Source organism: Micromonospora sp. RB23 (genome assembly GCF_053585025.1).
In genome coordinates this window covers 5312575-5325951 of the sequence record NZ_CM132111.1, presented here as the reverse complement: position 1 = coordinate 5325951, position 13377 = coordinate 5312575, and the positions used below count along the sequence as shown (strand labels likewise).

The window sequence follows — 13377 nt, the reverse complement described above, 5'->3', positions numbered from 1 at the left end:
CGGGTGTACGAGGTCAGCCGTGCTCGCGCCACCGGTTCGTGATCGGCAGCCGACGGTCCCGGCCGAACGCCTTCATGGAGATCTTCGTGCCCGGCGCGGACTGGCGTCGCTTGTACTCGGCGGTATCCACCAGTCGCAGCACCTTGTCGACCACGGCCGGGTCGTGGCCCGACTCGACCAGCCCGTTCCGGCCCAGGTCGCCGTCGACGTAGCCGATGAGGATCGGGTCCAGCACGTCGTAGTCGGGCAGGGAGTCGCTGTCGAGCTGGCCCGGGCTCAGCTCGGCGCTCGGCGGCTTGCCGATCGAGTTCTCCGGAATGGGGGCGGTCTCGCCGCGACGGACCGCGTCCGTGTTGCGCCACTTCGCCAGCCGCCACACCAGCGTCTTCCAGACGTCCTTGATCGGGTTGAAGCCGCCCACCGAGTCGCCGTACAGGGTGGAGTAGCCGACCGCCAGCTCGCTCTTGTTGCCGGTGGTCAACACCAGGTGGCCCTCCTGGTTCGACAGCGCCATGAGGATGACACCGCGAACCCGGGCCTGGAGGTTCTCCACGGCGATCCCGGACAGCGACAGGTTCGCCAGGAAGGCGTCCACCATCGGCTGGATCGGCTCTACGCGGTAGTCGAGCCCCGTGCGCTTGGCCAGGTCGGCGGCGTCCTCACGGGAGTGCTCGGAGGAGTGCTGGCTGGGCAGCGACACGCCGACCACCCGGTCGGGGCCGAGCGCGTCGACGGCGAGCGCGGCCACCACCGCCGAGTCGATGCCGCCGGAGAGACCGAGCACCACCGACGAGAACCGGTTCTTGTTGACGTAGTCGCGCAGGCCGAGCACCAGCGCGTGCCAGACCTCGGCCTCGTCGGCGACCGGCTCGATCAGCCCACCGGTGACGGCGGGACCGGTCGGCGCGGGCGGGATGGGATCCACTGTGTGGTACGCCACCCGCATGCCGTCCGCGATGGTCTCGCCGCCCGGGGTGGTGGTCGCGGCCGGCAGCTCGACGTCGTGCACGAGCAGGTGCTCGACGAACTGCGGGGCGCGGGTGAGCAGGTCGCCGTCGGAGGTGACGATCATGGAATCGCCCTCGAAGACCAGCTCGTCCTGCCCGCCGATCATGTTCACGTACGCGATGGTGGCGTTCGCCTCGGCGGCCCGGCGGCGAACCAGCGGCAGCCGGATGTCGTCCTTGTTCAACTCGTACGGCGAGCCGTTGATGTTGACCACGAGCCCGACGCCGGCCTGTCGGGCGGCGGTGAACGGCCCGCCGGCCTGCCACAGGTCCTCGCAGATGGTCAGCGCGACGTCCACCCCGCCGATCCGCACGACGGTCAGCTCGTCGCCGGAGACGAAGTAGCGGTCCTCGTCGAACACCCCGTAGTTGGGCAGGTGGTGCTTGAAGTAGCGGGCCACGACCTCGCCCCGGTGCAGCAGCGCGGCGGCGTTGCGTGCCCCGCGCCCCGGCTCGGCGTCCCCGCTGACCTGCGGCGGCCCGTCGGCGTCCAGGTAGCCGACCACGACCGGCAGGTCACCGAGACCGTCGCCGGCGAGGTCGGCCGCGAGCTGCCGCAGGGCGGCCCGGGACGCGGCGACGAAGGACCGCCGGAAGACCAGGTCCTCGACCGGGTAGCCGGTCAACATCATCTCCGGGAAGAGCACCAACTGGGCGCCGGCGTCGGCCGCCTGGCGGGTCCAGCGACGGACCAGGTCGGCGTTGCCGGCGAGGTCGCCGACGCTCGGGTTGACCTGGGACAGGGCGAGACGCAGGGTGGGCATGCCCTCATCTTGCCCCAGCTTCGGCGGACGAATCCGTACCCTCGGACGAGACGGCGGCCACGTGCGGACGCCGCGCCGCCGTCGTGCCGCATCGGTACCGCTCGCCGGGCGGGACACGAGGGGACGGGCGGCGGCGGTTCGCGTAACGTCTGCGTAACCAGGCCCGGGAACACTGGGCGGTCAGGTCGGGCGCAGCCCGGCCAAGGCGGACAAAGAGTGTCGCGAGGGGTTGGGGAAGTGGACCGTCAGCAGGAGTTCGTCCTCCGTACGCTGGAAGAGCGGGACATCCGGTTCGTCCGGCTGTGGTTCACGGACGTGCTGGGCACGCTCAAGAGCGTCTCGGTGGCGCCCGCGGAGTTGGAAGCGGCCTTCGAGGAGGGCATCGGCTTCGACGGCTCGGCGATCGAGGGCTTCGCGCGCGTCTTCGAATCGGACATGGTGGCGATGCCCGACCCGACCACCTTCCAGGTCTTCCCGTTCGAGGGTGGGGTCAGCGGCGAGAGCGCCCGGATGTTCTGCGACATCCTGCTGCCCGACGGCGGCCCCTCCTGGGCCGACCCCCGGCACGTGCTGCGCCGCGCATTGTCCAAGGCGGCCGAGAAGGGCTTCACCTTCTACACCCACCCCGAGATCGAGTTCTTCCTGCTCGAGAACGGCCCGCAGGACGGCTCGGTGCCCACCCCGGTCGACACCGGCGGCTACTTCGAGCACACCACCCACGCCGTGGCCCGCGACTTCCGTCGCCAGGGCGTGCTGGCGCTGGAGCGGATCGGCATCTCGGTGGAGTTCAGCCACCACGAGGTCGCGCCCGGCCAGCAGGAGATCGACCTGCGGTACGCCGACGCGCTGACCACCGCCGACAACATCATGACCTTCCGGCACGTGGTCAAGGAGGTCGCGCTCTCCACCGGTGTGCAGGCCAGCTTCATGCCGAAGCCGTTCACCGACCAGCCCGGCAGCGGCATGCACACCCACCTGTCGCTGTTCGAGGGCGAGCGCAACGCCTTCCACGACGGTGGCGACCCGATGAAGCTCTCCAAGGTGGCGAAGTCCTTCATCGCCGGCCTGCTGATGCACGCCCGCGAGTACACGGCGGTCACCAACCAGTGGGTCAACTCGTACAAGCGACTCTTTCCGCAGGCGCTGCCGGACCGGATCACCGAGAGCCCGGCGTACGTCTGCTGGGGTCACCTCAACCGGTCCGCGCTGGTCCGGGTGCCCGCGTACGGCAAGCCCAACTCGGCCCGGGTCGAGGTCCGCTCGTTGGACTCGGCGACGAACCCGTACCTCGCCTTCGCGGTGCTGCTCGGCGCGGGCCTCAAGGGCATCGAGGAGGGCTACGAGCTGCCGCCGGGAGCCGAGGACGACGTCTGGTCGCTGAGCAGCGCCGAGCGCCGCGCCATGGGGTACGAGGCGCTGCCGGAGAACCTGGCCGAGGCGATCGACGTGATGGCCGGGTCCGAACTGGTCGCCGAGGTGCTGGGCGAGCACGTCTTCGACTTCTTCCTGCGCAACAAGCGGGCCGAGTGGGAGCAGTACCGCCGCGAGGTCACTCCGTACGAGCGGCAGCGCTACCTGGCGCTGTAGGGCAGGGCATCGGCGCGGGGCTGACGGGCTTGCCCGCTGCCGCTATCGTCTCGATCACCGCGCCGGTACCCCTTCCGGGCGGAGACTCGGGAGGCAGTCGGTGCTGGAGGACCTGCTCAGCGGTGCCTGGCAGAGCGTCGTGTTCGGGATCGTGGGCGTCGGGCTCATGGCGGCCGGGTTCGGGCTCGTCGACCTGCTGACCCCGGGGCGGCTGCGGGAGCTGATCTGGGTCGAGCGCAACACCAACGCGGGGCTGCTGCTCGCCGCCAACCAGCTCGGCATCGCCGGCATCGTCTTCACGGCGATCCTCACCAGCTACAGCGACTTCGCCAAGGGTCTCGCCTCGACCGTGGTGTTCGGGCTGGTCGGGCTGGCCATCATGGCGTTGGCCTTCTTCGTGCTGGACCTGCTCACCCCGGGCAAGCTCGGCGAGGTCATCTGCTCGTCCGAGCCGCACCCGGCCGCCCGGGTCAGCGCCGCCACGCACTTCGGCGCCGCGCTGATCGTCTGCGCCTGCATCGCCTGAGCCCGCGTCGCCTGAGCCCGCGTCGTCTGCGCCTGCATCGCCTGAGCCGGCGTCGTCCGGGCGCGGGCGTCGTACCCCGGTCGTAGCGTGCCGGGCATGAACCGCACGGATCGGCTCTACGCCCTGGTCGAGGAGCTGCGGGCCGTGTCGCCGCGGCCGCGCAGCGCGCGCTGGCTGGCCGTGCGCTTCGAGGTCAGCAGCCGGACCATCGAACGGGACATCGGCGCGCTCCAGCAGGCCGGGGTGCCGATCTGGGCCGAGCCCGGGCGTACCGGCGGTTACGTCCTGGACCGCGCCCACACCCTGCCGCCGGTCAACCTGACCGCCGCCGAGGCGGTCGCGATGGCGGTGGCGCTGCACCGGCTCGCCGGCTCCCCGTTCGCCGGGCCGGGCGCCACCGCGCTGCGGAAACTGCTGGCGGTACTGCCGGCCGCCGACGCCGCCGAGGCGCACCGGCTCGCCGGCCGGGTGCACCTGATCGGCGACGGGCCGGCCACGCCCGTCCCGGCCACCGTCGCCCACGCGGTCGCCGCGCGGCGGGTGCTGCGCATCCGGTACGCCGACCGCGCCGGCGTCGACTCGCTCCGGGCCGTCGAGCCGCTGGGCTACCTCGGCAACAGTCACCACTGGTACCTGGTGGCCTGGTGCCGCCTGCGCGGCGAGGTGCGATGTTTCCGCACCGACCGTATCCGCGAGGTCGAGGCCCTGCCGGAGGTGGTGGTCCGGGACCTCCGCCTGGAGGACCTGGACATCCCGCACGAGCGCGTCCGCGCGCTGAGTCTGGTCTGAGCGTGCCGTCCCGGGCGGTCTGAGCGTGCGGTCCCGGGCGGTGTGAGCGGTGCGGTCCGGGCGTGTGAGCGTGCGGTCCCGGGCGGCCACCCGGCCGGGTGATCCGGAAACACCGACAGGACGGTGTCGCGAGCGGCCTCGAGACTGCACCGGAAGCCGGCCGAACGGCCGGCTCGGGAAGACCTGGAGGAAGCATGTCCGCGACGCCCGTCACGTGGTTCGAGATCGGTACCGACCGGCCGGAGGAGGCGGAGCGCTTCTACGGCGACCTGTTCGGCTGGACCTTCACCGAGGAGGGCGGGGCCGCCGGTTCCTACCGGACGACCGGGGCTGGTGGCGACACCGGGATCGGTGGGGCGATCCGGGCGATCGACGGCTCGACGCCGAACTACACGATCTTCTACGCCGAGGTCACCGACGTGGCGGAGACCTGCCGGCGGGCCGAGGCGGCCGGTGGAAAGGTGCTCGTGCCGCCCCGGACCACGCCCACCGGGCTCACGCTGGCCCGGCTGACCGACCCGACCGGCAACCACCTGGGCGTGTTCGCGTCCCCACCCGCGCAGGGCTGACGCCGAGGGCGGGTGCCCTGCGGCCTGCCAGGCGCAAGATCGACTCCAGGTCGCCGATGTGGCGGTGTCCGAGTGCGATGGACACCGCCACATCGGCGCTGATCAACTCGACATCGTGGAAGTCGGGGTATCCGGGACCGCCGGACACCCCGAATTCACGGAAGTCGAGTGGATCAGGCCGGGCCGGCCTGTCCGGCGGGGCCGCCCTGTCCGGCGGGGCCGCCCTGTCCGGCGGGGCCGCCGTGGCCGAGCGGGCCACGGTGGCCGCCCGGGAAGACGCCGGCCTCGACGGCCTTGGTGATGGCGTCGGCCTGCTCCTGAGTGAGCTTGCCGTCCTTGACGGCCTGGTCCAGCCGCTCCTTGAGCGCGGCCTTGCGCTCCTCGGGAGAGTGACGCTGCGGCCGATCGGCCGGCCGGTGCTGCTCGCGGATCTTCTCCAGCGCGGCGGTCACCTTGTCGGTCGGCACGCCCAGTTCCTTGGCCAACTCCTCGGCGAACTGGCCCTGCCGGTCGGCCTTGGCCCCGGGCACCGGGGCGGTGCTGGCGCTCGGCGTCGGGGTGTCGGCGGCGAAGGCGATCGTCGGGGCCGCGATCCCGACGCCGAGGACGCCGGCGGCGGCGAGACCGGCCAGCATGTGCTTCCTACTGATGGTGCGGGACATGCTCTCCTCCAGAAGGCTAGGTGATACGCGATGTCGTCACCGACAGTGACGGGTAAGCCTGGGTGCGACCCGTGGCGAACCTGTCAGCGCGCTGACAAACGGGGGGCGGAAATCGGTTGTGCCGTCGCTTGTCGGGCGGCCAGGGTCGGTACGCCGCCGACGAAGGGACGTACGCCGAGATGACAGTCGAGATCCGGGAGATCGCGCTCGCCGAGCCGGGCGTCGGCCCGTACGGCATCACGGTCGGGCCCGACGGCGCGCTGTGGCTGACGCTGGTCCATGGCGGTGGCATCGCCCGCCTGGACCCCGACGGCCCGGTCCGGACCTACCCGCTGGAACCCGCCGGGGGCCGCCCGTTGATCATCACCTCGGGCCCGGACGGAGCGCTCTGGTTCACCCGCTCCGGAGATGACCGGATCGGTCGGATCACCGTCGACGGCGCGCAGCGCACGATCGCCCTGCCGCCCGGCGCCGGGCCGGGTGGCATCGCGGCCGGGCCCGACGGGGCGCTCTGGTACGCGGGGATGACCTCCGACACGATCGGCCGGGTGGCCACCGACGGCCGGGTGACCACCTTTCCGCTGCCGGTCAGCGGCGGGTTCCCCTCGATGATCACTGCCGGCGCGGACGATGCCCTCTGGTTCACCCTCAACCGCGCGAACGCGATCGGCCGGATCGCCCTCGACGGCACGGTGACGCTGTACCCGTTGCCCACCGCGGACGCCGGGCCGGTCGGCATCGCCCCGGGCGTGGACGGCGCCGTCTGGTTCGTGGAGATCACCGCCGGCCAGGTCGGACGGATCGACGCCGATGGCGTGATCGTCGAGTATCCGCTGCCGGACCGGGCCGCACGCCCGCACGCGATCGTGGCCGATCCCGCGGGTGGGGCCTGGTTCACCGAGTGGGGCGCCAACCGGATCGGTCACCTCGATCCGACCGGACGATTCGAGAGCTGGGTCCTACCCACCCCGCAGTCGGAACCGCACGGCATCGTCCACACTCCCGACGGAGTGTGGGCAGCCCTCGAAACCGGCGCACTGGCCCACCTGCCCCGCTGACCTACCGGACCGCGGGGGTGACTGTCAGGGTTTCGGATTCGGTGTCCAGGAGTGCTTCGGTGCCTACCGGGACGGTCAGTTGGTTGGGGCCGTGGCCGATGGGGAGGCCGCCGAGGACCGGTACGCCCAGGTCGCCGAGGCGCTCGGTGAGCACGTCGACGATCGTGGTGTCCCAGCCGTCGCCGCAGTCGGTGAACTGTCCGACCGCCACCCCGGCCAGCCCGTCCAGCGCCCCGGACCGGCGGAGCTGGGTCAGCATCCGGTCGACCTTGTACGGGGGCTCCTGCACGTCCTCGATCAACAGCACCGCGCCGGTCAGATCGGGCAGGTCCGGTGTGCCGATCGAGGCGGCGACGAGGCACAGGTTCCCGCCGAGCAGGGTGCCGGTGGCGCGGCCGGGGACACGGACGTCGAAGGTCTCCTCGGTGGGTACCGCCTCGACGGTCACCGGTTCGGTGGTCATCAGCGCCGCGTGCAGCGACTCGGCGGAGCGCAGCGGCGTCCGCTCGTCCCGCCAGGCCGCCCCGGGGCCGTGCACCCCGGCCAGTCGGGCGCCCCGCCACAGGGCGAGCTGCAACGCGGTGATGTCCGAGAAACCGGCCACCACCTTCGGGTCGCGGCGTACGGCCGCCATGTCGATGGCGTCGACGATCCGCTGGGCGCCGTACCCGCCCCGGGTGCAGATCACCCCACGGATCTCGGGGTCGGCGAACGCCGCGTTCAGGTCGGCGGCGCGCAGGTCGTCGGTGCCGGCGAGGTAGCCATGGCGGGCGTACGCGTTCGGGGCCGGTATCGGGCGCAGACCCCAGCTGGTGAGCAACTCCATGCCCCGGGCCACCCGTTCCGGCGAGGTCGGCCCGGACGGCGAGACGAGCAGCACGGCGTCGCCCGGGCGTAGGACGGGCGGGCGGACGACGGCGGTCTCCTCGTTGATCACAACCGCAGAGCCTAGCCATCGCGTCGGCACCGGAACCGCCAGCGGGTGCCGGGGGCGTGGCGGAGCGCGCCGCACCCGCTAGCCTCGACGGGTGGCAACCGCGCTGGTGATCGAGAACGACCCGACGGACGACGCGCGCCGGTTGGGTGAGTGGCTGACCGAGGCAGGGCTGGAGTTGTGGGTGGTCCGCCCGCACGCCGGTGACGAACTTCCCGCCGACCTCGAGGGGTACGCGGCGCTGGTGGTGCTGGGTGGCGACCAGCAGGCGTACCCGCTGCCGGACGGCTCGCCCGGCGCGCCCTGGTTCCCGGCCGTGGAGGGGCTGTTGCGTAAGGCGGTCCGGTACCGGGTGCCGACCCTGGCCGTCTGCCTGGGCGCGCAGTTGCTCGCCACGGCGCACGCCGGGCTGGTCGAACGGAGCCCGTCCGGGCCGGAGATCGGCCCCGGTGTGGTCGGCCGGCGCGACGCCGCCGAACAGGACCCGCTGTTCCGGTACGTGCCGCTGATCCCGGACGTGCTCCAGTGGCACTCCGACGAGATCACCGAGCTGCCCCGGGGCGCCACCCTGCTGGCGGCCTCCACCCGTTATCCGCACCAGGCGTTCCGGCTCGGTGACCGGGCCTGGGGGTTGCAGTTCCACATCGAGTGCGACACCGCGATGATCGCCGACTGGGCCACCGACTCGACCCTGCTCGCCGAGTTGGGCTACGACCCGGAGCTGGTGGTGGCGGCCTGCGACTCGGTGATGGTGGACGTCGAGGAGGTCTGGCAGCCGTTCGCCGCCCGGTTCGCCGCGCTGGCCCTGGGCGAGTTGGACGACAGCACGATCCGGCCCGGCCTGCCGCTGCTCGGGCACTGATGAGCCGGCCGACGAGGGCCCCCGGTCGGCTCGCCCGCTACGGCTTCGGCACCGCCGAGGGCGACGGCGGCGCGCGCGCCGCCGACCTGCTCGGCCCGGACGGGCTGGGTCTCTGGCAGCCGGTGGAGCAGGAGCCGGTCGACGACACGGCCGGGGAGTTACTCGCCGCGCTGTCCCGGGCCGCCGACCCGGACCTGGCGCTGCGTCAACTGCACCGCATCGTCGAGGCCGAACGACGGACCACCGGCGACACCGACGCGTCGCCGCTGCTCGCGGAGCTGCACGCCGACCCGGGGCTGCGGCGTCGGCTGATCGCCGTGCTGGGCGCGTCGTCGGCGCTCGGCGACCATCTGGTGGCGAATCCCGAGCACTGCCTGGCGCTGCGCACCGCGCCGGACGGGCTCGCGCCGATCGCCGACGGTCGGCTGGAACCGGTCGGTGACGGCAACCCGGTGGCGGTGCTGCGTGCCGCGTACCGGCTCTCCCTGCTGCGGATCGCGGCGGCCGACCTCACCGGCGGCCGGGCCCTGGAGCAGACGATGGCCGCGCTGTCCGCGCTGGCCGACGCGACGCTGGCCGCCGCGTACGAGATCGCCGTCGCCGAGTTGGCGGCGGGCACCGAGCGTCCCCGGCTGGCCGTGGTGGCCATGGGCAAGTGCGGCGGCGGCGAGCTGAACTACGTCTCCGACGTGGACGTGATCTTCGTGGCCGCCGAGGACGTCGACCTGCCCGCCGCGACGCAGGTGGCCACCCGGCTGATATCCGTCTGCGGGATGGTCGCCTGGCCGGTGGACGCCGCCCTGCGGCCCGAGGGCAGCCGCGGGCCGCTGGTGCGTACCCTCGCCAGCCACCTCGCCTACTACCGCCGGTGGGCGCGCACCTGGGAGTTCCAGGCGCTGCTCAAAGCCCGCCCGGCCGCCGGGGACCTGCCGCTGGCCCAGGAGTGGATCGACGAGCTCGCGCCGCTGGTGTGGAGCGCCGCCGAACGCCCCGAGGCGGTCGAGGACGTCCGCGCGATGCGCCGCCGGATCATCGACAACATCCCGCCGAAGGAGCTGGAACGCGAGATCAAGCGCGGTCCGGGCGGGCTGCGGGACATCGAGTTCGCCGTCCAGCTCCTGCAACTCGTACACGGCCGCGGCGACGAGACGCTGCGGGCGCCGGGCACCATCCCGGCGCTGCGCGCGCTCGTCGCCGGCGGCTACGTCGGCCGCGCCGACGGCGAATCGTTGCTGCGCGGCTACCGCTTCCTGCGGGCCGTCGAGCACCGGCTCCAACTCCAGGCCCTGCGCCGCACGCACACCGTGCCCACCGAGCCGGGCGCGCTGCGTTGGCTGGCCGCCGCGCTGGGTTTCGTGGCCACGCCGGGCCGCAGCGCCGTCGAGAGCTTCCGGTCCGACTGGGTCACCCACGCCACCGAGGTACGACGGCTGCACGCCAAACTGCTCTACCGGCCGCTGCTGGAGTCGGTGGCCCGGGTGCCGGCCGACGGGCTCCGGCTCACCCCGGAGGCGGCCCGGCACCGGCTGGAGATCCTTGGTTTCGCCGACCCGGCCGGGGCGCTGCGTCACCTCCAGGCGCTCACCGGCGGGGTGAGTCGTACGGCGGCCATCCAGCGGACCCTGCTGCCGGTACTGCTGAGCGAGTTCGCCGACGCGCCGGAGCCGGACCGGGGGCTGCTCAACTACCGCAAGGTCTCCGACAAACTGGGCAGCACCCCCTGGTACCTGCGGCTGCTGCGCGACGGCGGTCCCGTCGCCCGTCGGCTGGCCCGGGTCCTGGCCCTGTCCCGGTACGTCGCCGACCTGCTCGCCCGCGACCCGGAGGCGCTGCGGCTGCTGGCCGAGGAGAACGAGCTGTCGCCGCGTCCGCGCCCGGTGCTGCGGGAGGGCTTCCTCGCGGCGGCGGCCCGGCACACCGACCCGGTCGAGGCGACCCGGGCGGTGCGGGCGCTGCGCCGCCGGGAGCTGGTCCGGGTGGCCTGCGCGGACGTGCTCTGCCGAGCCGGCGCGCTCGCACCCAGCCCGACCAGGGCGGAGAGCGCGACGCGGCCGTCGCCCGGTCTGGCCGACATCACCGAGGTCGGTACGGCCCTGGCCGACGTCACCGACGCCACCCTCGCCGCCGCGCTGCGGGCCGCGCGGGCCAGCCAACCGGCCCCGGACGGGCTGCGCTTCGCGGTGATCGGGATGGGCCGGCTCGGCGGGTACGAGTCGAACTACCTCTCCGACGCCGACGTGCTCTTCGTCTACGACCCGCCCGCCGGCAGCAGCGAGAGCGCCGCCAGCGCCGCCGCGCACGCCATCGCGGAGGAGCTGCGTCGACTGCTCGGCATGCCCGCGCCCGACCCGCCGCTCGGTGTCGACGCCGACCTGCGCCCCGAGGGCCGGCAGGGTCCGCTGGTGCGCAGCCTCGCCGCGTACGCCCAGTACTACGCCCGCTGGTCACGCGTGTGGGAGGCGCAGGCGCTGCTGCGCGCCCGGTTCGTCTGCGGCGACGCCGACCTGGGCGCCGAGTTCGAGGCGATGATCGAGCCGGTGCGCTACCCGGCCGACGGGCTGACCCGCGAGCAGGTCGTCGAGATCCGCCGGATCAAGGCCCGGGTGGAGACCGAGCGGCTGCCGCGCGGAGCCGACCCGGCCACCCACACGAAGCTGGGCCGGGGCGGGCTGGCCGACGTGGAGTGGGCGGTCCAACTCGTCCAGCTCCGACACGCGGGCGCGATTCCGGAGCTGCGCGGCACGCGTACCCTCGATGCCCTCGCGGCGGCCGAGCGGGCCGGCCTGGTCGATCCGGCGGACGCCGCGGAGATGGCCGCCGGCTGGTCCCTGGCCGCGCAGGTCCGCAACGCGCTGATGCTGGTCCGGGGCCGGGCCGGCGACCAGTTGCCCCGGCACGGCGCGGAGCTGGCGGGGGTGGTCCGGCTGCTCGGCCGCGACGATCCGGGGGAGTTCCTCGACGAGTACCTGCGCACCGGCCGCCGCTCCCGCGCCGCCGCCCAGCGCGTGCTCGAGGGGTAGGAAGGTCAGCCGAGGGTGTACTCGCCGGCGCGGGGGACGGTGACGACGGTCCAGTCCCCGTCGGCGGCGACGGTCGCGCCGCCGGAGGCGGTCAGCCAGCGGCTGTGCCGCACCCGGACAGCCACCGGGCCGGCGGCCGGTGCCCGGAAGGTCACCGCCGCGCCGTCCGCGCGAACCAGCTCGGCGGGCGCGGCGACCAGCGGCGTCGGGTCGGCCACCGCCCAGACCCGCCAGTGCGCGCCGGACCAGGCCGGGGTCAGGTACGGCAGGCCGCCCTCGACGAGTTCCGCCTCGGCCCGCCCCACCCAGGACAGCGGGGCGTCCGGCACCGCCACGTACTGCACGGCGTTGTCGGTCAGCCAGGCCCGGTAGCTGGCCGCCGTCAACGGAACGCCGGTGCCGGTCGCGCCGGGCACGGTGGTGAAGAAGAGCGGGTTGCGGTCGATGTCGGCCTGCCGCAGCCAGCCCCGGGCCAACGGCACCTCGCCGAGGCGGGCCGCCTCCCAGTAGTTGCGCGTCGGCGGCACCTCGACCCGACCGGTGAGCCGCTGCCCGGCCAGGAACGCGCGCAGCGGCGCGTGGTAGCCGGGCGCGCTGCTCGGGTCGCCGATGCCGCGCAGGTCGGCGGGGACCACCGGCGGCTGCCAGACGCACACTGCCGCCAGCAGCGCGGCCAGGCCGATCCCACCCAACAGCCGCACCGGCACGGGCCCGACACTCGGCCGGCGGGCCAGGCGGGTAGAGAGCCAGGCCGGCGGGCGGGCGGCGGCGGCCAGCACCGGCAGCGCGAACATCGTCGCCAACCGGGTCGCGTTCAACCCCACCGGCGTGTGCACTCCGGCGGCGACCAGCACCCCGGCGGCGGCCAGCAGCGCGCCGAACCGCACCGGCCGGTACGCCACCAGCGCCGCCACCAGCAGGCTCGTCACCACCGCCCGCACAGTGTCGGTGCGGCTGATGTTCATCCAGCCGCCGTCGCCGAAGAGCACCGCGGTCGCGGCCAGCGGCACGGCCGCCGCGACACCGAGCGCCAGCCCGTCGGCGTACCGGCGGGCCAGCAGCAGCGCCGCGCCCGCCAGGCCGACGAACAGGCCGGCCACCGGGCTCGTCGCCGACGCCAGCAACGCGCCGCCCGCGGCCAACGCCACACGACGACCCGAGGGTACGCCCCGAGTCAGCGCGACCAGCGCCGCCAGCCCGAAGGCGACACCGAGGGCGTACGTCACCCGGCCCGACACCAGGTTGCCGGCCAGCGTGACCACGCCGACCAGGCTGCCCAGCAGCGGCCGGGGCACCGGGCTGCGGACCAGCAACGCCGCCAGCGCGGTCGCCGACGCCACCAGCGCCAGCGCACCGGTCACCCGCACGCCGAGCACCGCCATCACGGGCTGCGACACCAGGCTGTAGCCGAACTGCTGCACCCCGCCGTACCAGCGCAGGTCCACCGGAGTGAGACCGTGGGCGGCGAAGAAGTCGGCGCGGGCGACCTGCGCGGCCAGGTCCGAACCCATCAGCGGCAGGGCCAGCCAGAGCGCGCCGAGCACGACGGAGCAACCGGCGGCCACCGCCACCACCCGACTGCGCCGCATGCCCACCTCC

11 protein-coding genes are annotated in these 13377 nt (G+C 73.8%); 7 read left to right on the top strand and 4 right to left on the bottom strand.

Annotated features, from left to right (window positions below):
- Window positions 1-13: 13 nt before the first annotated feature.
- Window positions 14-1771, bottom strand: a complete 1758-nt coding sequence (locus ACTFTM_RS24060; RefSeq protein ID WP_449562728.1) for an NAD+ synthase — start codon at window positions 1769-1771, stop codon at window positions 14-16.
- Between the two features lie 237 nt (window positions 1772-2008).
- Here ACTFTM_RS24060 and glnA point away from each other — a divergent pair, with 237 nt between their 5' ends.
- The 4 genes from glnA to ACTFTM_RS24040 all read left to right on the top strand — a co-directional run bounded on the left by glnA (window position 2009) and on the right by ACTFTM_RS24040 (window position 5242).
- A complete protein-coding gene (gene glnA, locus ACTFTM_RS24055; protein WP_449562727.1) occupies window positions 2009-3358 on the top strand; it encodes a type I glutamate--ammonia ligase in 1350 nt (449 codons plus the stop codon).
- A gap of 100 nt (window positions 3359-3458) precedes the next feature.
- Window positions 3459-3884, top strand: coding sequence for a DUF350 domain-containing protein (locus ACTFTM_RS24050; protein WP_355051479.1), 426 nt, complete (start codon window positions 3459-3461; stop codon window positions 3882-3884).
- Window positions 3885-3980: 96 nt separating this feature from the next.
- Window positions 3981-4673, top strand: coding sequence for a helix-turn-helix transcriptional regulator (locus tag ACTFTM_RS24045; protein WP_449562726.1), 693 nt, complete (start codon window positions 3981-3983; stop codon window positions 4671-4673).
- Between the two features lie 194 nt (window positions 4674-4867).
- Window positions 4868-5242 carry a VOC family protein gene (locus ACTFTM_RS24040; protein WP_449562725.1) on the top strand — a complete coding sequence of 125 codons (375 nt, stop codon included), beginning with the start codon at window positions 4868-4870 and terminating at the stop codon, window positions 5240-5242.
- 173 nt (window positions 5243-5415) lie between these two features.
- On the opposite strand, the gene ACTFTM_RS24035 is transcribed toward ACTFTM_RS24040, so the two are convergent.
- Window positions 5416-5904, bottom strand: a complete 489-nt coding sequence (locus ACTFTM_RS24035; protein WP_449562724.1) for a hypothetical protein — start codon at window positions 5902-5904, stop codon at window positions 5416-5418.
- Window positions 5905-6083: 179 nt separating this feature from the next.
- Here ACTFTM_RS24035 and ACTFTM_RS24030 point away from each other — a divergent pair, with 179 nt between their 5' ends.
- Window positions 6084-6962, top strand: coding sequence for a Vgb family protein (locus tag ACTFTM_RS24030; protein ID WP_449562723.1), 879 nt, complete (start codon window positions 6084-6086; stop codon window positions 6960-6962).
- Between the two features lies 1 nt (window position 6963).
- Here the strand turns inward: ACTFTM_RS24030 and ACTFTM_RS24025 are convergent, their stop codons facing one another.
- Window positions 6964-7899 (bottom strand): S66 peptidase family protein, encoded by a 936-nt coding sequence (locus ACTFTM_RS24025; RefSeq protein ID WP_449562722.1) that lies wholly within the window; start codon window positions 7897-7899, stop codon window positions 6964-6966.
- A gap of 91 nt (window positions 7900-7990) precedes the next feature.
- Between ACTFTM_RS24025 and ACTFTM_RS24020 the strand changes: the two genes are divergently transcribed.
- Both ACTFTM_RS24020 and ACTFTM_RS24015 read left to right on the top strand, forming a co-directional pair.
- Entirely contained in the window at window positions 7991-8758 is a 768-nt protein-coding gene (locus ACTFTM_RS24020; protein ID WP_449562721.1) for a type 1 glutamine amidotransferase, read from the top strand.
- The gene (locus ACTFTM_RS24015; RefSeq protein WP_449562720.1) at window positions 8758-11778 is read left to right on the top strand and encodes a bifunctional [glutamine synthetase] adenylyltransferase/[glutamine synthetase]-adenylyl-L-tyrosine phosphorylase; all 3021 of its coding nucleotides are present in this window, start codon (window positions 8758-8760) and stop codon (window positions 11776-11778) included. The genes ACTFTM_RS24020 and ACTFTM_RS24015 overlap by 1 nt, the downstream gene beginning before the upstream one ends.
- A gap of 5 nt (window positions 11779-11783) precedes the next feature.
- On the opposite strand, the gene ACTFTM_RS24010 is transcribed toward ACTFTM_RS24015, so the two are convergent.
- Window positions 11784-13367 (bottom strand): hypothetical protein, encoded by a 1584-nt coding sequence (locus ACTFTM_RS24010; RefSeq protein ID WP_449562719.1) that lies wholly within the window; start codon window positions 13365-13367, stop codon window positions 11784-11786.
- Window positions 13368-13377: the final 10 nt, after the last annotated feature.